The organism is Trueperaceae bacterium, assembly GCA_031581195.1.
Taxonomy (GTDB): domain Bacteria; phylum Deinococcota; class Deinococci; order Deinococcales; family Trueperaceae; genus SLSQ01.
This window is the reverse complement of sequence record JAVLCF010000046.1, coordinates 1-17,784: the sequence shown is the minus strand read 5'-3', so window position 1 is coordinate 17,784 and position 17,784 is coordinate 1. Positions and strand designations below refer to the sequence as shown.

General features: G+C 75.8%; 20 protein-coding genes and 1 tRNA gene. 4 read left to right on the top strand and 17 right to left on the bottom strand.

The annotated features are described in order from the left end of the window. From RI554_05870 to RI554_05855, 4 genes are all read right to left on the bottom strand, one after another. The coding region (locus tag RI554_05870) for a S8 family serine peptidase (protein ID MDR9391538.1) at positions 1 to 1,776 on the bottom strand (1,776 nt) is incomplete at its 3' end. A gap of 159 nt (positions 1,777 to 1,935) precedes the next feature. Continuing rightward, positions 1,936 to 2,412, bottom strand: coding sequence for an NUDIX domain-containing protein (locus RI554_05865; GenBank protein ID MDR9391537.1), 477 nt, complete (start codon positions 2,410 to 2,412; stop codon positions 1,936 to 1,938). Further along, on the bottom strand, positions 2,409 to 3,743 hold the full coding sequence (gene miaB / locus RI554_05860) for a tRNA (N6-isopentenyl adenosine(37)-C2)-methylthiotransferase MiaB (protein MDR9391536.1): 1,335 nt from the start codon (positions 3,741 to 3,743) through the stop codon (positions 2,409 to 2,411). The genes RI554_05865 and miaB overlap by 4 nt, the downstream gene beginning before the upstream one ends. 73 nt (positions 3,744 to 3,816) lie before the next feature. Next, a complete protein-coding gene (locus RI554_05855) occupies positions 3,817 to 4,026 on the bottom strand; it encodes a hypothetical protein (GenBank protein ID MDR9391535.1) in 210 nt (69 codons plus the stop codon). A 36-nt stretch (positions 4,027 to 4,062) separates the two neighbouring features. Here RI554_05855 and RI554_05850 point away from each other — a divergent pair, with 36 nt between their 5' ends. Genes RI554_05850 through RI554_05840 form a run of 3 tightly spaced genes read left to right on the top strand, consistent with a single transcriptional unit; the run spans position 4,063 to position 6,051 of the window. After that, positions 4,063 to 4,431, top strand: coding sequence for an MGMT family protein (locus tag RI554_05850; protein MDR9391534.1), 369 nt, complete (start codon positions 4,063 to 4,065; stop codon positions 4,429 to 4,431). Positions 4,432 to 4,465: 34 nt separating this feature from the next. Then, the gene (locus RI554_05845) at positions 4,466 to 5,626 is read left to right on the top strand and encodes a M20/M25/M40 family metallo-hydrolase (protein MDR9391533.1); all 1,161 of its coding nucleotides are present in this window, start codon (positions 4,466 to 4,468) and stop codon (positions 5,624 to 5,626) included. Next, positions 5,623 to 6,051 carry a DUF2007 domain-containing protein gene (locus tag RI554_05840; protein ID MDR9391532.1) on the top strand — a complete coding sequence of 143 codons (429 nt, stop codon included), beginning with the start codon at positions 5,623 to 5,625 and terminating at the stop codon, positions 6,049 to 6,051. Before RI554_05845 ends, RI554_05840 begins: the two co-directional genes overlap by 4 nt. A gap of 18 nt (positions 6,052 to 6,069) precedes the next feature. Here RI554_05840 and RI554_05835 read toward each other — a convergent pair whose 3' ends face one another. The 11 genes from RI554_05835 to RI554_05785 all read right to left on the bottom strand — a co-directional run bounded on the left by RI554_05835 (position 6,070) and on the right by RI554_05785 (position 14,245). Next, positions 6,070 to 7,011: a ring-cleaving dioxygenase gene (locus RI554_05835; protein MDR9391531.1), complete on the bottom strand. Its 942-nt coding sequence runs from the start codon at positions 7,009 to 7,011 to the stop codon at positions 6,070 to 6,072. A gap of 138 nt (positions 7,012 to 7,149) precedes the next feature. Continuing rightward, entirely contained in the window at positions 7,150 to 7,755 is a 606-nt protein-coding gene (locus RI554_05830) for a DNA-3-methyladenine glycosylase (GenBank protein MDR9391530.1), read from the bottom strand. Further along, positions 7,752 to 9,029, bottom strand: coding sequence for a molybdopterin molybdotransferase MoeA (locus tag RI554_05825; GenBank protein MDR9391529.1), 1,278 nt, complete (start codon positions 9,027 to 9,029; stop codon positions 7,752 to 7,754). Before RI554_05825 ends, RI554_05830 begins: the two co-directional genes overlap by 4 nt. Next, the gene (locus tag RI554_05820) at positions 9,026 to 9,637 is read right to left on the bottom strand and encodes an NUDIX hydrolase (GenBank protein ID MDR9391528.1); all 612 of its coding nucleotides are present in this window, start codon (positions 9,635 to 9,637) and stop codon (positions 9,026 to 9,028) included. Before RI554_05820 ends, RI554_05825 begins: the two co-directional genes overlap by 4 nt. Then, positions 9,624 to 10,718 carry a peptide chain release factor 1 gene (gene prfA / locus RI554_05815; GenBank protein ID MDR9391527.1) on the bottom strand — a complete coding sequence of 365 codons (1,095 nt, stop codon included), beginning with the start codon at positions 10,716 to 10,718 and terminating at the stop codon, positions 9,624 to 9,626. The genes RI554_05820 and prfA overlap by 14 nt, the downstream gene beginning before the upstream one ends. 90 nt (positions 10,719 to 10,808) lie before the next feature. Next, positions 10,809 to 11,906 carry an ABC transporter substrate-binding protein gene (locus RI554_05810; GenBank protein MDR9391526.1) on the bottom strand — a complete coding sequence of 366 codons (1,098 nt, stop codon included), beginning with the start codon at positions 11,904 to 11,906 and terminating at the stop codon, positions 10,809 to 10,811. Between the two features lie 77 nt (positions 11,907 to 11,983). Beyond that, a complete protein-coding gene (locus RI554_05805; GenBank protein ID MDR9391525.1) occupies positions 11,984 to 12,427 on the bottom strand; it encodes a CBS domain-containing protein in 444 nt (147 codons plus the stop codon). Between the two features lie 99 nt (positions 12,428 to 12,526). Then, positions 12,527 to 12,603: transfer RNA gene (locus RI554_05800), tRNA-Arg, on the bottom strand. A gap of 36 nt (positions 12,604 to 12,639) precedes the next feature. After that, positions 12,640 to 13,086, bottom strand: a complete 447-nt coding sequence (locus RI554_05795) for a Fur family transcriptional regulator (protein MDR9391524.1) — start codon at positions 13,084 to 13,086, stop codon at positions 12,640 to 12,642. 20 nt (positions 13,087 to 13,106) lie between these two features. After that, positions 13,107 to 13,763, bottom strand: a complete 657-nt coding sequence (locus RI554_05790) for a hypothetical protein (protein MDR9391523.1) — start codon at positions 13,761 to 13,763, stop codon at positions 13,107 to 13,109. Beyond that, positions 13,760 to 14,245: a YbaK/EbsC family protein gene (locus RI554_05785; protein MDR9391522.1), complete on the bottom strand. Its 486-nt coding sequence runs from the start codon at positions 14,243 to 14,245 to the stop codon at positions 13,760 to 13,762. The genes RI554_05790 and RI554_05785 overlap by 4 nt, the downstream gene beginning before the upstream one ends. A gap of 110 nt (positions 14,246 to 14,355) precedes the next feature. Between RI554_05785 and RI554_05780 the strand changes: the two genes are divergently transcribed. After that, on the top strand, positions 14,356 to 15,714 hold the full coding sequence (locus RI554_05780) for a coproporphyrinogen III oxidase family protein (protein MDR9391521.1): 1,359 nt from the start codon (positions 14,356 to 14,358) through the stop codon (positions 15,712 to 15,714). A gap of 28 nt (positions 15,715 to 15,742) precedes the next feature. Here the strand turns inward: RI554_05780 and RI554_05775 are convergent, their stop codons facing one another. Together RI554_05775 and RI554_05770 are read right to left on the bottom strand one after the other, a co-directional pair. Further along, a complete protein-coding gene (locus RI554_05775) occupies positions 15,743 to 16,996 on the bottom strand; it encodes a hypothetical protein (protein ID MDR9391520.1) in 1,254 nt (417 codons plus the stop codon). Next, positions 16,993 to 17,784, bottom strand: a 792-nt coding sequence (locus RI554_05770; GenBank protein MDR9391519.1) for a carbohydrate kinase family protein, incomplete at its 5' end; no start/stop codon positions are given. The genes RI554_05775 and RI554_05770, both read right to left, overlap by 4 nt.

The window sequence follows — 17,784 nt, the reverse complement described above, 5'->3', positions numbered from 1 at the left end:
CACCGTCGTCGCGGGGGGCGGGGCGTCGCGGTCGGACGTGAGATCGAGGGTCGTGCTCCGCGTCCCCCGTCCGCCGGCGATCGTGAGGTCGATGCGGTGGCGACCGGCGCGACCCGCCGTGCGCACCCCCTCGAGATCGACGCTCACGAGAAACGTCGTCGAGGCGCCCGGGGGGATGCGGGCGGGACCGAAGCGTTCGATCGCGACGAACGGCCCGTCGGGCGTGGGGTCGTCGATCCGCACCGCGTCGGCGCCGACGTTCCAGACGTCGAGCCGGGCGGTGGCGGCCGCGGTGGACCGGTCGGCGACGTGCAGCAGGAGCGGGGGACCGTCCGTCGCGTCGGTGGGGACGGTGGCCGCGAATCGGGCCGGATGCAGGACCGGAGCGCGACACGCGCCCGCGCTCGGGCGACCCGGGCGGCAGGCCGCGTAGGTCACGTCGCTCGACGCGTGCAGGGCGGCGTGCACGCCGGCCACGTCGAGTCCATCCCGGGTGGCGCGCGCCCGCGCGATCCACGCCGCGACGTAGGGCGTGGCCATCGAGGTGCCGTGCAGCGCCGCGTAGGTCGGGGTGCCCTCGGGGGTCGCGAAGGTACTGAGGACGCCGCGTTCGGCGGTCCCCCCGGGGGCGTACACGTCGGCGCCACGCCCGCTGTAGTCGGTTACGCGCCCCACGTCGTCCGTCGCACCGACCGCGAGGACGGTGGGGCAGGCGGCCGGCAGGGCCGGCTCGGGGGCGGCGTCGTTGCCGGCGGCGGCCACCACGATCACGCCGCGCCGAGCGACGTCCGCGAAGGCGTCGGCGAGGGGGGCGTCGGCGCCCCGGCAGTCGCCGTCCGCCTCCAGGCTGATCGAGACGACGTCGGCGGGGGTCGGGTTGGAGGGCGCGCCGGGCACGTCGTCGCCGACCGCCCAGCGGACCGCCGCCAGCAACGAGGCGAGCGTCGCGCCGCCCTCGTCGTCGAAGATGCGGATCGGTAGGAGCCGGAGGGCGGGGTCGACGCCGCGCCCCCCGAGACCGTTGTCGGGACACGCGCCGGCGATGCCGGCGACGTGCGTCCCATGGAACGAGGCGTGACGGCCCGGAGGTTCGACGGCGCCCGGCACGGCGTGGATCGCGCCGTCGCGCTGCGTGAACGTCGCGCCCTCGAGGACGGTCCCGCACGCGAGGTCGGGGTGGTACGCCCCGGGGCGCCCCGGGTCGGCGGCGATCCCGGTGTCGATCACCGCGAGCGTCACGCGCTCCGCCCCGGCGTTCGGTGGGGGGGACGTGACGACGTCCCAGCGGGGGTCGGGGTCGGCGGTGAGGTGCCACTGGCGGGCGAGGAGGGGATCGCCGCCAGCGTTCGCCGTCCGCACCGGGCGGTTCGCGACGACGGCTCGAACCGAGGGGTCCGCGGCGAACGTCTCGAGGGTCGGTGGGGGCGGGTTCGGGGCGTCGGCGGCGTTCGAGGTGCCGACGCCCGCGCTCGGTGCGACGAGGCGGAGGTCGGGGTCGCGGGCGACGGGCGCGCCGCGATCGCTCCATGCCTCCGACGGCGACGGCGTCAACCACACCAGCATGCCGGCGTCCGAGGGCGCGGTTCGTTCGGTGACGTTCTCTACGTGCGTCGGCGCCGGGAGGCCCGACGGCACGACGTACCCCTCGACGCTGACCGGGGGGCTGGGGGGCGTCGCGCAACCGACGCACACGAACGCCGCAAGCGCGGACGTGACGGGGGCGAGGCGACGCCACGACGCAGCGAGGTGCGCCGGCCCACGGTCGGGGTGTGCCACGTCGTGCTCCCGTCCATCCGGGTGCAAGCCCAGCGCAGTGCGCGCGACGCGCGCTCCGCTCCCCCGGATACGCCGTTGTACCACTCGCGTGTCCCGACCGTGTCAACCGCGTGCCGATGGGGACGGCGGGCCCCGGGTCGGGGTCGCGCGCGGGGGGCGCTAGTGCGCGGCGGTCTCGCGCAACGCCAGGGCACACCACGCCTGCATCTCCGCGTCCAGCGCGAGATCGGCGAGACCGTCGGCGTCGAACCAGCCGAGCGACGGGTCGTCCTCGGCGCGGGGGAGCGTCCCGTCGTACGGCGCGACGGGGCGCGCGAAGTAGATGAGGTCGACGTGCTCGTGGCCCGGCTGGATGCCCTCCAGCTGGATGCCGCGCGGCCGCAGCAGCTGCCGCGGGCCGGGCGCCTGGATCGCGCGCTCCCCGAGCAGTTCGACGTGCACGCCGGTCTCCTCGAGGACCTCGCGGACGGCGGCGTCGTCGGGCAGTTCGTCGAGCTCGACGTGTCCGCCCGGCGGCAGCCACCGCTGCAGTTTCGCGTGGTGATGCAGCAGGACGCGGCCCTCCCACACGACGAACGCCGTCGCGCACCAGTCGCGCGTCGGGGGCGCACCGGCGGGGGCGGGCGGTCGGCTCACGAGGCGACGGCCAACGGGATGGCGGTCGCGTCGCGCCCCGCGACGGTGCCGTACAGGGTGTGCGGCGTCGCTTGGGTGACCTCGACGTCGTGCAGCCCGAGGCGCCGGACCTGGTCCTTGGGGACCAACACCGTGTGGTTCTGGTCGCTGTGCCCCATCGCGTAGTCGCCCTCCGCCTGGATTTCGCGGATCAACACCCGTGCGCGCCGCCCGATCCAGCGCCGGTTCGCGTCGAACGCGTAGCGCTTCTGCAGGTCGATCAGGCGCTGCAGGCGCTCGATCTTCGTCTCGCGGGGGAGGTCCTCGAAATGCTCGGCGCTGGGGGTGCCCGGCCGCGCGGAGTACGCGAACGTGTAGGCGTGCTCGTAGCCGACCTCCTCGAACAGCGAGAGGGTCGCCTCGAAGTCCGCTTCGCTCTCCCCGGGAAAGCCGACGATCACGTCGGTGCTGAGGACGACGTCGTCGATCTTGGCGCGGATCTCGCGCACGATGTCGAGGTAGCGCTCGCGGCGGTACTCGCGCGCCATGCGCCGCAACACCCGGTCGCTGCCCGACTGGACCGGGAGGTGGACGTAGTTCGCGACGTTGGGTTCCTCCGCGATGGCGTCGATCACGTCGCTGCTGAAGTTCATCGGGTGGCTCGTCGTGAACTTCACGCGCGGAATGCCGACCTGCGCGACGCGCCGCAACAGCTCCGCGAAGCTGGGCAGCGAAGCGTCCTTCAGGCCGTAACTGTTGACGTTCTGCCCCAACAGCACGACCTCCTGCACGCCCGCGTCGCGCATCGCCTCCGCTTCGGCGAGGATGCTCTCGACGGGGCGGGACACCTCCGGCCCGCGCGTCGTCGGCACGATGCAGTAGGTGCAGTGGTGGTCGCAGCCCCGCATGATCGTCAGGAACCCCGTCAGCGCGTCGGGCGCCGGCGGGACGAGGGTGTCGAGGTCGGTCTTGAAGCGCAGGCTCTCGTAGCGCTCGCGGCCGGCGTCGATCGCCGTCAACGCGTCGTGCACGTCGGTGATCGCGCCGGGCCCGAGGAGGACGTCCACCTCGAACTTGCGGGCGATCGCCTGGCCCTCCTCGAGCTGCGCGAGGCACCCCATCATCCCGACCGTCAGGTCCCGCCCCGCGCGCTTGGCCTTGCGGAACTCCCCGAGCAACGACACGACCTTCTCCACCGGTTTGCCGCGCACGGCGCACGTGTTGATCAGCACGAGGTCGGCGTCGTCGGGGTGGTCGACGAGGTGGTGCCCGCCCGCGACGAGCTCCGAACGGATCGTGTGCGTGTCGTACTCGTTCATTTGGCAGCCGTAGGTGATGACGTGGGCGCGCACGCGCACCTCCCCTCGCCGCAGGCGTCGCGCCCGCGTTCGGGCGCCGAGGATAGCAGAGGCGGCCGCGGTCCGCTCAGCCGCCGCCGAACAGCCGCGGCAGGCCCCACGCGAGCAGGACCAGCACGAAGCTCACGATCCCGCCGAGGAACCCGATCGGTACGAGGCGCGGGGCGGCCTTCGCGACGGCAGGAATCGCCGACGCCGCCACCGCGAGGGTGCTCGCCAGGAACGTCCAGGCGGCGAACGCGATGAGGCCCTGCCAGGTGGGGTCGGTCCCGTCCACGCCGCGACCCTACCCCAGCCGCGCTACCCTGGCGCCGTGGCTCACGACCCCGTCGACGCCCGTCCGGCCCCCAGCGACGCGCACGAGGTGCCCGCCGCCGCCCTCCGCGACTTCCGGACGGCGGTCGGGACGGTCGTGCGGCACATCCCACCGGGCTACGTCGCGAGCTACGGCGACGTCGCGGCGTGGGCCGGTCGGCCCGGCGCCGCCCGGCAGGTGGGGGCGGCCCTGCGCCGCCTCGCCGCCGACGACCCGACGTTCCCGTGGCACCGGGTCGTGAACGCGCGCGGCGAGATCCGCACGTGGACGCTCGGGACGGGGGAGCTGCAGGTCGCGTTGCTCCGCCGCGAGGGCGTCCGGGTGGAGGGCGGACGCGTCGACCTCGCCCGCCACCGGATCGCCTGAGCCGCGCCGCGCCCCCCGGGCGGTAGGATGCCGCATGACTGACGACAGCCCGACCGTCGATCTCGCCCGCCGCCTCGTGCAGGCCCCCAGCCCCTCCACGCGCGAACGCCCCGCCGTGGACGTCCTGATCGCCGCGTTCGAGGCGCACGGGTTCGACCGCGCCTGGATCGACGCCGCCGGCAACGCCGTCGGCGTCTTCGAGCGGGGCGAGGGGCCGACCGTGATGCTGAACGGGCACGTCGACACCGTCCCGCTCGGCGACGCCAGCGCCTGGCCGCACCCGCCGTTGTCCGGCGACGTCGTGGACGGCCGCCTGTGGGGCCGCGGCGCGTCGGACATGAAGTCCAGCCTCGCCTGCATGACCGTCGCCGCGGCGCAGGCCGCGGAGCGCGGGTTCCGGGGGACGTTGTACGTCACCGGCGTCGTGCAGGAGGAGATCGGGGGGCTCGGCGCGCGGCACCTCGGGGCGACGATCCCCGCCGACGTCGTCGTGCTCGGGGAACCCAGCAAACTGCAGTTCAAGCTCGGTCACCGGGGCCGCATCGAGGTCGACGTGCACCTCCCCGGCCGCATCGCGCACGCCGCGAAACCGGAGCTCGGGGCGAACGCGCTGCTGCGCGCCGCGCGGTACCTGGAGGCGCTCGACGCGCTGGAGCTACCCTCCGGCGGGCCGTTGGGAGCGTCGACCGCCACCCCGACCGGCCTCGTCAGCCACCCCGAGGGCGGCCGCAACGTCGTGCCGGGCGAAGCGGTCGTCACCATCGACTACCGCAACCTCCCCGACGACCCGCCCGAGGCGGTCCTGGCGCGCCTGCAGGCGCTCGACCCCGACGCGACCCTCGTCGTCGGGGACGCCGAACGCACGTCGGAATCCGGGGAGGTGCGCGCCACCATCCCCGGCGTGAACCCCGCCTACCTCGCGCCCGGCGAGAACGCGCTCGTCACCCGCGCGCGGGAGGTGCTGCGGCGCGAACTCCCCGCCCGCGGGGTGGCGTACGAGGAGGGCACCTGGTGGTTCGCGACCGACGCGCCGCACCTCGCGCAACGCGGCGCGGTGGTGCTGGGCTTCGGTCCCGGCGAGGAGGAGGTGGCGCACACGACGCGGGAGTCGGTGTCGGTCGACCACCTCGAGATCGCGACGGAGGTCTACCGCGAGCTCGCCCTCGCGCTGTCGGCGGGGGAGGGCGCGGCGTGACGCCCGAGGGCCTCAAGGGCGCGGTCGTGACCCTCAACGGCGACCGCTGGACGGTCGTTGACGTCGCGCCGGCGCAACCGCTGGCGGAGATGGTCGCCGCCCTCCTCGAGGAGGAGGGCATGGTCGCGGTCGTGCGCGGCGCCGACCCGATGGACGACGTCACCAGCCACCTCGGGGCGCCGGGCGTCGGGACGACCGTCGTGATGGTGCCCGAAGCGGACGCCGAGCGGGCCTTGGCGTTGATCGCCGACACCGTCACCGACTTCGAGGGCGAGGAGCTCGCCGCCGCCCTCGCGAGCGGCGAGCTGACGCTCGAGGACCTCGGGGACCCGGGGGACGCCGACGACGAAGCGGGGGCCGACGACGAGGACACCGACGCCGACGACCTGCCGCCGACCGGCGGGGCGGGCGGGGCGCAGGCCTGACGCCCGCACGGGATCGACTCAGTCGAGGGGGGTGAGGCCCGCCTCGATCTCCGCCCGACGCGGCTCCAGGAACGGCGGAAGGACGACCGCCTCGCCCAAGTGCTCGGGGTCCTCGTCGACGGCGAAGCCGGGCCCGTCCGTCGCCAGCTCGAACAACAGGCCGTTGCCGTCGCGGACGTACAGGCTCTCGAACCAGAAGCGGTCCACCGGTCCGCTGTTCGGCACCCCCAGGCTCCGCAGGCGGTCGCTCCACGCGCGGTAGTCGGCGTCGCGGACGCGCAACGCGACGTGATGCACGCCGCCCGCGCCGGGACGGGCGGCGGGCAGGTCGGGGGCGATCTCCAGGTGGACCTCGGCGTGCGGGCCGCCGTCCCCCATCGCCAACACCCGCACCTCGCGACCGTCCAGCTCGTACGTCCGGTCGTGGTGGAGGCCGAACACCTGCACCAACAACACCTCGCTCGCGTCGGCGCGGGGCACGGTCGCGCGGGCCGGCCCCAAGCCACGGATCTGCATCGCTTCGGGCACGTCGCTGCCGCCCCACGGCACCGGCGGGTCGCCGGCGCCGCCGTCGGCGACCAGCGCCAGGCGTTGCCCCTCGGGATCCTCGAACGCGAGGGTCGTCCGCCCGTCCACCGTCGTGACGGCGTCGGTGGCGACGCCCCGGTCGCGGAGGCGCGCCTCCCACCCGGCGATCGCGTCGTCGTCCGCGACGCGGAGGTGCGTGCGGGTCACGACGTGCCCGCCGCGCCGCTCGCGCGGCACCGCGAAATCGAAGAACGTCAGGTCGCTCCCGGGGGAGCCGGCGCCGTCGGCGTAGAACAGGTGGTAGGCGGAGACGTCGTCCTGGTTGACGCTGCGCTTCACCAGGCGCAACCCCAACGTCTCGGTGTAGAAGCGGAGGTTGTCGCGGATCGCGGCGGACACCGCGGTGACGTGATGGAGGCCGTGAGGGATCATCCCTGCATCCTGCCAGCCGCCCGAGCGGCGGTCTGCAACGCCCCCGACCCTCGCCCCGACCCGCCCCCCCGACCCATCCCTCCGACGCGGGTCCCCCGCGACCGCCGGCGCACCCAGGGGGTCGCGTCCGGGCGGACCTCAGGTCGGCTCGGGGGGGAAGGGCCGCGACAGGAGGGCGCTGTCCGCATCCCCGAAGCGGAGCGGCGCGCCCGCCCACGCCCCGGCGTACGCCACCCCGATGCGGGGCCCGACCGCGACGCGGGCCGGGGGCGTCCCGTCGCGCACCGCGATGCGGCCGGTGACCGCGTCCCCGCGATCGTCGCGCCGGTCGACGTCCAGCCAACGCCCTACCCGGCCCGGTCCGGCGCTGCGCGTGCGCGCCTCCCGCGCGGTGGCGGCCGGGGGCGCGTCGAGCGGCTCCAGGGCCCGGATCAACACCGCGTGCGGGTCGCCGACCTCCGCCGCGACGAGGTTCAGGAGGTGGTGCAGCCCGTAGATCAGGTAGACGTACACCGTGCCGGGCGGCCCGTACATCGGTTCGGTGCGGGCGGTGCGGCCGCGGGCGGCGTGGCAGGCGGCGTCCGCGGCCCCCAGGTACGCCTCGGTCTCCACGATCCGGCCGCGTCGCACCGGGGCGTCCGCCCCGTCGCGCGGCGCGACCTCCAGCACCGCCCCCAGCAGCCTCCGCGCGACGACGTCGGCGGGCGCGGCGAACGCCGCGCGCGACCACCGCGCGCCCGTCACGGGCGGCCGAGCAGCGCGTCCAACGGCAGCACGTCGACCGGGTCGCCCGCCGCGAGCTGCGCGTCGGGCGGAACGAGGGCGAGGGCGTCCGCATCGTGCAGGCTGCGCACCACCCCGGAGTTCTGGTTCCCCGTCCGGGTCGCGACGAGGGTGGCGCCCTCGCGCGCGAGCCGGACGCGGAGGAGCGTCGCCTTGGCGCCCGCCGCGGCGAGCGGTTCGCCGGCGACCGCCGGGAGGCGCCGGTGGGCCGGCGCGGGGGCGGTCGCGCCCATCGCGGCGTCCATCCAGGTGCGGGCCAGCAGCAGGAACGTGACGGTGGCGGACACCGGGTTGCCGGGCAACGCCAACCAGGGAAGGTCCCCGACGTACGCGAACGTCGCGGGGCCGCCCGGCTTGAGGCGCACCTTGCGGAACACCGTCCGCCCCTCGCGGGCCAGCAGGTCGCGCACCCGGTCGTAGCGACCCATCGAGATGCCGCCGCACGTGACCAGCACGTCGAGGGGCGGGAGGGCCTCCAGGAGCGCCTCGACGTCGCCATCGTCGTCGCGCAGCGACGGGAGGACCACCGGCTTCGCCCCGGCCCGACGCACGAGCGCCGTCAGGGTCGGTCCGTTGGCGTCGTACACGTCGCCCGGACCGAGCGGCGCGCCGGGCGGGACGAGCTCGTCCCCGCCGGTGACGACCCCCACCCGGAGGGGCGGCACGACCGGGACGGTCGCGCGCCCCATCGCCGCGGCGAGGGCGATCGCGCCGACGTCGATGCGGACGCCGGCCGACAGCGTCACGTCGCCCGCGCGGACGCTCTGGCCGCGCCGCCGAATCGCGTCGGGCGTCGCGGGCGCCGCCAACCAGGCGGTGTCGCCGCGCACCTCGACGTCCTCGATGCGGAGGATCGCGTCGGCGCCGTCGGGGACCGCCGCGCCGGTCTGGATGCGGACCGCCTGGCCGGCCTCGACGCGCCCCCCGAACGGGCGGCCGGCCGCGGACTCGCCGACGAGCGTCAACGGCACCGGCGACGCGGCGGTCGCGTCCGCGGCGTCCGCCGCGCGGCACGCGACGCCGTCGAGGGCGCTGTCGTCGACGTTCGGGTGGTCGTCGCTCGCGACGAGGTCGCGGGCGAGGACCGCCCCGAGCGCCGCATCCCGTGCCACGTCGTCGGGGGCGGCCGCCCGCCGCGCGAACGTCGCGCGCCCGTCCGCTTCGAGACGCTCGAGGGCGGTTGCGAGGGGGACGGGCCCCTCGGGGGCGGGGGCTGCGGGGCCGGCGCCGCTCAATCGTCGTCCGGGTCGCGGGGCGCGAGCCCGGGGGCGACGTCGGCGGCGACGTCGGAGGAGGGCGGGTCGGCGGGGGGCGGCGCGTCGCCGGCCGTGGAGGGGGCCCCCGGCCGGCCGGTGGGGGGTGCGACGGCGTCCACGACGTGCAGGCCGCGACCGTCCCATCCGGCGTACGCGAAGAACCGGCCCGGGCGACGGTCCTGCAGGTAGCGGATCAGGGGCTCGCGGAGGGGTGGGATGGGGATCGTGTCGCGGATCGCGTCGGCGGGCACGAAGCGCGCCTCGACGATGAAGCCGTCGGGATCGCGGGGGTTGAGCAGGCCGTCGTACTCCGCGAGGAACGCGAAACTGATGGCGCGGTCGTTGCGCCGGCGGTCCTCGACGTGGACGGCGTACGCCATGTGCTCGATGCGCGTGACGTTCAGGCCGGTCTCCTCGTGGACCTCGCGCCCGAGCGCGTCGACGGTCGATTCGTGGCGTTCGACCACCCCGCCGGGCAGCGTCCAGCGGACGTGCCCCCGTCCTTGCCAGTCGTTGCCGACGAGCAGCACCCGTCCTCGCGCATCGAGGAGGATGGCCGCGGCAACGACGAACTCACGCCGGGCCACCGGTCCGCTCGGGGACGGCGGCGTCGGCGAGGCCCGCCTCGCGCTCCGCGGTGCGGAGCGCCTCGACGAGGGCGTCGAAGTCCCCGCCGAGCACGCCGGCGAGGTCGTGGCTGGTGAAGCCGATGCGGTGGTCGGTGACGCGCGACTGCGGGACGTTGTAGGTCCGGACCTTCTCCGAGCGGTCGCCGCTGCCGATCTGCACGAGGCGCGCTTCGCGCGCTTCGGCGTCGGCGCGCGCCCGCTCGCGCTCCAGCAGGCGGGCGCGCAGGACCGCCAACGCCTTCTCCTTGTTCTTGTGTTGCGACTTGCCGTCCTGGCAGGTGACGACGATCTCGTCCGCCGCGCCGGGGTGGTAGGTGAGGCGCACCGCGGAATCGGTGGTGTTGACCGACTGCCCGCCCGGCCCCGACGCGCGGAAGACGTCGACGCGGTAGTCCGACGGTTCCAGCGCGACGTCCACCGCCTCCGCTTCGGGGAGGACCGCGACCGTGACGGTGCTGGTGTGGATGCGGCCCTGCGTTTCGGTTTCCGGGACGCGTTGGACGCGGTGGACGCCCGACTCGAACTTCAGGGCGCCGTACGCGCCGCGCCCCCGCACTTCGCAGGAGGCCTCCTTGAGCCCCCCGACGCCGCTGGGGGAGGCGTCGAGCATCTCCAGGACGAAGCCACGTCGTTCGGCGTAGCGCCGGTAGGCGTCCAGCAGCTCCCGCGCGAACAGCGACGCTTCGTCGCCCCCCGCCGCCGCGCGGATCTCCAGGATGACGTCCTTGCCGTCGTAGGGATCCTTCGGGGCGAGGGCGTCGCGGAGCGTCGCGTCGAGGTCGGCGCGCTGCGTCTCCAGCGTCGCGAGTTCGTCGCGGGCGAGGTCGGCGAGGTCGGGGTCGCGGACCAGGTCGCGCGTCGCCTCGAGCGACGCATCGACCTCGCGGAGCCGGCGGATCGCCGCGACGGTGTCGCGGAGGTCACCGTAGCGGCGCGACGCCTCCCGGTAGCGGGCCGGGTCGGCCAGCACCTCCGGGTCGGCGAGGGCCCGCTCCAGGTCCTCGAATTCGGTTTCGAGACGGTGCAACGAATCGGTCATTGCCCGCAGTCTAGCGCGCGGTCCCGCAGCCGCCCGCCGCCCGGCCCACGGGCGCACCCCCGCGAACGCCCCCGTGCGTCGGCCGCGGCGTCAGCGGGGTTGCAGGCGACCGGCCACCAGCCTTGCCGGCCGGGTGCCCTCCGCGGTACCGGCCCACGGCGTGCGCGGGGTCGGCGCGTAGCGACCGGCGGCCAGGTCGAGCGGACCGAGCGCGAACGTCGCGGCGCGCAGCGCGGCGGCGTCGGTCGGTCCGGCGGCCGCGGCGCGGGCCACCAACGCCAGGGCGTCGTACGCCCGCGCGCCGTCGCTGCGGCCGGGCGCCGACCCGAGGCGTCCCCCGCCGACCGTGCGGGCGTCGATCGCCCATGCTCGGGCGGGGTCGCCGGCGGGCAGCGCCGTCCAGACGGCGGCGGGGGGGACCGCGAGGCGGACCTCGCCCTCCGGCCCGCCGCCGCGCGGGGGGCCGGACGGGACGTCCAGCACCGTGGCGGGGGCGTACACGGGACCGTTCCAGCCCCGCGCCCGCAACGCCCGCCAGGCGGCCTGCGCGCCGGCGGCGTCATCCCAAGCGACGACGACGTCGGGAAGGCGCGTCGCGACCCACAACGCCTCCGGCGTGAGCGGCGTCGCGCCGGCGGGGTAGCGGCCGACGCCGCGCAGCGTCAGGTCCCCCGCGGCGAAGGTCCCGCGGAGCGCCTCGAGGGCGACGTCGCCCTCGAGCCCCTCGGGCGTCATCACGCCGATCGCGCGGGCGCCCTCCGCGTACGCGTCGCGCACGAACGCGCGGAGCGCTTCGGCGGGGGCGAGCCCCAGGACGACCTGGCGGCCGGCGGCGGCACGGACCGCGCCGCCGTACGGCGACACCAGCAGCGCGTCGCGGCCGGCGAGGGCGTCCGCCACGGCGGTGGTGGCGGCCTCGGTTTCGCAGCAGACGACCGCCCACGCGCCGTCCGCGACCGCCGCGCGGGCGGCGTCGCCGGCGGCGTCGGGGGCGGGGTAGCGGACGGTGCGGACGTCGAGCGCGTCGCGGTCGACGTCGACCCCGACGACCGGCGCGTCGGGCCAGGCCGCCGCGATCGTGCCCAGCATCGTCGTCGCGGCGTCCGGCACCAGCACCGCGACCGGCACGCCGCCCGGGGGCGGGGCGGCCGTCGCGATCGCCGCCGCGGCGAGGGCGACGCACGCCACCAGGGTCGCGACGACGGTCCGGCCGGCGGTCGGCCGGGCGGCGCGGCGGGGCGCGGCACGGGGCGGCGTGGTGGGGGTCAGCGGGGCTCCGAGCGGCTCGCGCCGCGCGCGGCCTCGAGCATCTGCACGAGCGCATCGAGCATGTCGGTGGTCGTGACGATCCCGACGAGGCGGCCGTCGTCGACGACGGGGAGCGCGCCGAGCTTCGCGTCGCGCATGCGGTGGGCGGCGGTCTCCGCCGGTTCGTTGGGGCGGGCGGTCGTCACGTCCGCGCTCATGACGTCCTTCACCGCGAGGCGGCTGAGGAGGTACGTGAGCTCCTGGCGCGACAGGGCGGTCGCGTCCGACGGCGCCGCCTCGCGCAGGTCGCGGTCGCTGACGATGCCGACCAGCCGGTCGTACGCGTCGAGGACCGGGAGGTGCCGGAAGCCGCCCTCCTGCATGCGCCACTCCGCTTCGAGGACCGGCGTGTCGGGCGCCACCGTGACGGGGTCTCGCTGCATGCATTCGCGAACCAGCATGGTCCACCTCCTCGCCGCAGCATAGACGCCCGGGCGGACGGGCGCACGGGCGGACGTCCCGCGCCGCCCGCCGGTCCGCTCGCGGGGGCGGCGGTGGGGTGGTGCGCCCGACAGGATTCGAACCTGTGACCTGCCGCTTAGGAGGCGGCCGCTCTATCCGACTGAGCTACGGGCGCGCGCCGGGCCGAGGATAGCAGGGGGCGCCGCCGGCCTCAGCGGGCGCCGGCGCGACAGGGGGCGCAGAGGCCCTCCAGGACCAGGTGGTCGGTGTCGACGACGAAGCCGGTCGCGCGCGCAATGCGCGCGTACGCCGCGTCGGTGACGCTTCCGTCGACCTCCAGCTCGGTGCCGCACGCGCGGCACCGGAGGTGGTGGTGCGACGCCGGGCCTCCCAGCGCGTAGCGGTCGCGGCCCTCCGGATCGCGGACCGTGCGCAGCAGGCCCCGTTCGCTCAGGAAGCGCAGGTTGCGGTACACCGTCGCCGGGTTCATCGCCGGCCCCCCGTCCGGCGCGGGCTGCGCGACGGCGTCGCACACCTCCTGCGCCGTGAGTCGCCGTCCCGCGGCGCACACGACGTCCATCAGGCGTTCGCGTTGCGGGGTGACGCGGTAGCCGGCCGCGCGGAGGGTCGCTTGGTAGTTCCACGTGTGGTGCGACACGTCCCCAGTCGACCCGGCGGTCAGGGGGCGGAACCAGGGGCGGGCGTCCCGTACGCCCCCTCGAGGGGGCGGGCCGCCCGCAGGCCGGCCTGCATGAGCGGCCCGATCGCGACCGCGAAGGCCAGCGTGCCGAACCCGACCGTCCCGCCGAGCGCCCACCCCGACGCCAACACGATCGCCTCCACCCCGGTCCGGGCGCGCCGCACCGACGTCCCGAACCGGTCGGCGAGGGCGAGGGCGAAGCCGTCGCGGGGCCCCGCCCCCAGGCCGGCGGTGATGTAGAGGCCGGTCGCGACGCCGTTGAGCGCGAGGCCCGTCAGGAACCACGCCCACCCGTCCACCCCGCCGCCGGGGTCGGGGAACCAGGGGCGGGCGAGGAACAGGTCCACCCACGGTCCGATGAGCGCCATGTTCAGGACCGTGCCGAGGCCCGGCCGGACGCCCGCCAGCCCCCACGCGACCGCCAGCAGCGCCAGCCCGGCGCCGACCATCGCCTGCCCGACGGTGAGGGGCGTCCGCAGCGCCAACCCCTCGTGGAACACGTCCCAGGGGCCCAGCCCCACGCCGGCCGCCAGCATCAGCGCGACGCTCGCCCCGAACACCGCCAGCCCGACGTTGATGTGCAGCAGCCGGATGGCGAAGCGTCGCGCGTCGCCCGGTCCGGCGGCGCCGCTCACGCCGGCGCCTGCAACGCGACGGGCGTCGCGCCGGTGGCGTCGGCGAGGCGGGCGGGGTCGAGCGGCACGACCGACCGCGGCGTGCCCGCCGCCGCCCACACGACCGCGTGGCGGAGGAGTCGATCGTCCAGGTACGTCGGGAGCGGGGTGCGGAGCCCGACGGGGGCGACCCCACCGATCGCGAAGCCGGTCGCCTCGCGGACGCGGGTGGGGTCGGCCAGGCGGACGTCGCGACGGAGGATCGCGCCGAGGTGCGCCTCGTCGACGCGCAGGTCACCGCCCACCAGCACCAACGCGAGGTCCCCCTCGGCGTCGAACACGAGGGACTTCACGATCTGCGCGACGCTGCAGCCGACCGCGTCGGCGGCGTCCGCGGCGGTGCGGGTCGAGCCCGGCATCTCGCGCACGTCGGCGGGAAGGCCGAGCGCGTGGAGGGCGGCCACGACCCGGTCGACGCTGCGGTCGGAGGAGGACGGCGGCATGCCGCGAATCCTACCCCCGCGCCCCGGCGGGAGGGGGGCGGCGCGGCCGACGAACGTCCCGACCCCCCGCGGTATCCTCCCCGCATGCATACCGCCGCTCCCACGAGTCCGTGCGCGGCCGCCGGGGGACCGGCCGCGTGATCGCCGAACGCCTCCTCACCGCCCGCCTCCGCGGTCTCCGCGACCAACAACTCCGCCTTGAGCCGTACCGGCCCGGCGACCTGCCGCGCCCGTCGCACCGGGGCGGCTACCTTCTGTACGCGCACGTGCCGTTCTGTCACCGGCTGTGTCCCTACTGCTCGTTCAACCGCTTTCCGTTCCAGGAGGACGCCGCGACGCGCTACTTCCGGAACCTGCGCGAGGAGATGCGGCGGGTCGCCGACCGCGGCTACGCCTTCACGTCGATGTACGTCGGGGGCGGCACGCCGACGGTGATGCCGGAGGAGCTCGTCGAAACGATCCAGCTCGCCAAGGAGCTGTTCGACGTCGAGGAGGTCTCCACCGAGACGAACCCGAACCACCTGACGGACGCCATCCTCGGGCAGCTCGAGGGGCACGTCGACCGCTTGTCGGTCGGGGTGCAGAGCCTCGACGACGAACTGTTGCGGCAGATGAAACGCTTCGATGCGTACGGGTCCGCCGAGGAGATCCTGCGGGGGCTCGAACTCGCCGCGGGCCGCCTCACGACCCTGAACGTCGACATGATCTTCAACCTGCCGTCCCTCAGCGACGACGTGCTGCTGCGCGACGTCGAGGCGCTCACCGCGACCGGCGCGGATCAGGTCACGTACTACCCGTTGATGGTGTCGCCCGCGGTGGAGAAGCCGCTCGAGAAGGCGCTCGGGAGGGTCGATTACGGGCGCGAGGAACGCCAGTACCGATTGTTGTCCCGGCGCCTCTCGGAGGCGTTCGAAGCGACCTCGGCGTGGGCGTTTTCGCGCAAGACGTCGCGGATGATCGACGAGTACATCGTCGATCACGACGAGTACGTCGGGATCGGGTCCGGGTCGTTCAGCTACCTCGACGAGGAGCTGTACGCCAACCCGTTCAGCCTCCGGGCGTACAACGAGGCGGTGGAGGGCGGGCGGCTCAGCGTCGATGCGCACATGCCGCTGAACCGCGCCGACCGGCGGCGCTACCGCCTCATGATGGACCTGTTCGGCTTGCGGCTCGACAAGCGCAGCTTCCGCGAGCGGACCGGCGTGCCGGTCGAGCGGGCGCTCTGGTCGGAGTACCTGTTCCTCAAGGCCGCCGGAGCGTTTTCGCGGGACGACGACGAGGTGCTCGAGCTCTCGGAGACCGGACGCTACCTGTTGGTCGTGATGATGCGCGAGTTCTTCATCGGCGTCAACGGCATTCGCGATCTGGCGCGCGCGCGGCTGCCGGAGGACGAACGCGCCCTGTTCGAGGAGGGCATGCCGTGCAGCGGCCCCGTGCGGGTGCCGCAGCCGGCCGCCGGGTTCGACTGACCGCCCCGCGGCCCCGCGGGGCCGCCGGTCAGGGGCCGGCGGCCGCCCGGTCGCGCAGGAGCGCGTCGGCGAGGTCGAGCGACCCCACGAGGGGGTTGGCGGCCAGCGCGCGCGGCCACGCCGCGCGGTCGTCCGCCCAGATGGCGTCCGCGGCGGCCACCTGGTAGTCGGCCAGCATGCGGATCAGGCCGGCCCGGTCCGCCGCGAGCGGTGCCTGGCGTTCGGGCGTCACGACGCCGTCCTCCACGACGCTGGGCACCTCGACGATGCGGTCGGCGTCCAGGTCGGGCACGACCCGCCCCTCGTTGCGGACGTTGAGGATCAGGCGGGCCCGCCGGCCGGTCGCGAGCGCCTCGAGGACGCGGACGGCGAAGTCGCCGAACACCGACCCGCCGCGCCCGCGCGTCAGGTGCGGCACCTTCGCGTCCGCCTGCTCCGCGAAGTGGGCGTAGTCGGCGGGGAGGTCGGCGCGGATCGTGGCGGCGCGGGTGCGCTTCGCGGCCTTCGCTTCGGCGAGCGTCGCTTCGGGGTAGTAGCTGTACTGCAGGTAGGAGTTCGGGACCTGCCCGAAGCGGCGGGTGAGCTCGAACTGGCGTTTCGTGCGGTTCGACACGTCCTCGCGGGCGTGCACCCGGTCGGCCTCCGCGATCATGCGCGCGACGCCGTCCTCGCCCCGGATGCGGACGTGCGAACTCCAGGTGGCGTGGTTCACGCCGTACGCCTCGAGCTCCACCTCGTGCGGCGCGAGGTCGAGGGCGGCGGCGACGTGCACGCGGTCGTCGTCCGCCTGGTCGCAGATGGCGACGACGGGGACGTCGGTGTGGCGCTGCACGGCTTCGGCGACGATCTGCGTCGGGTTGGCGTAGTTCACCAGCGTCGCGCCCGGCGCCCAGGCGCGCATCTCGTCGGTGACGGCCCGGATCACGGGAAGCGTGCGGGTGGCGAAGAAGAAGCCGCCGGGACCGATCGTCTCCTGCCCGACGACGCCGTGCAGCAGCGGGACGGTCTCGTCCCGCTCGCGGGCGTCGAGGCCGCCCTCCCGGAACGTCGTCAGGACGTGCGTCGCGCCGTCGAGCGCCGCGACGCGGTCGGTGCCGGCCCGGACCGTGAGGGAGGTGCCCTCGAGGAGGCGGCGCGCGAGGCGCGCCACGATCTGGAGTTCCGCCTCCGCGACGTCCATCAGGAACAGTTCCGCGCCGTCGAAGGCGTCGGCCTTCTCCGCGAACGCCGCCACCAGGCCGGGGGCGTAGGCGCTGCCGCCCCCCAGAATCGCGATCTTCACGCTTCGCTCCTTTCGCGCGTCGGGCGGGCCGTCGGGGCGCCGGTCGCGCCGCCGATCCGGCCCACCGCCGCGGCGCCCGCCGCCGCGCCGGCGTACAGGGCGTCCTCGAGGGGGACGCCGTCGATCCAGGCGTCGAGGAACGCCGCGTCGAACACGTCGCCCGCCCCGGTCGCGTCGACGACGGGGACGGCGGGGACGGCGGCGTGCCGCGCGTCGGGCGTGCCCGGCGCGACGCCCCAGGCGCCCCGCGCGCCGTCCTTGACGACCGTCACGCCGTCGGGGCGTTGCGCCGCGAGGTGCGCGAGGGCGGCGGGCGCCGCGTCGTCGTCGGGCAGGCCGGCGAGGCGGGCCGCTTCGCTGCGGTTGGGCAGCAGCGCGTCGCACGCGAAGGCGAGCGCGCGCACCTCCGGCGCGTCGAGGTCGTCGTCGTGCCACCCGGGGTCGAAGGCGACCTGGACGCCCGCATCGCGCGCGAGCGTCACGAGGTCCGGGAACGCGAGGGCGGGGGCGGTGCCGGCGACGTGCAGCCAGCGGGGGCGCGTCCGCGCGAGCGCCGCGGCGAGGTCGAGGGGGGCGGGGTCGGGGGGGAGGTGCGTGACGAACGCCCGGTCGCCGTTCGTGGGCAGGACGACCGTGACGGCGGTGCCGCGCGCGTCGCGCCGGAGCAGGTCGGTCGCGACGCCGTCGCGCCGGAGGGCGTCCGCGATCACGGCGCCGTGCGGGTCGTCGCCGACGTCGTCGAGGAGCGCCACGCGGCGCCCCAACCGCGCGAGGGCGAGGGCGGTGAT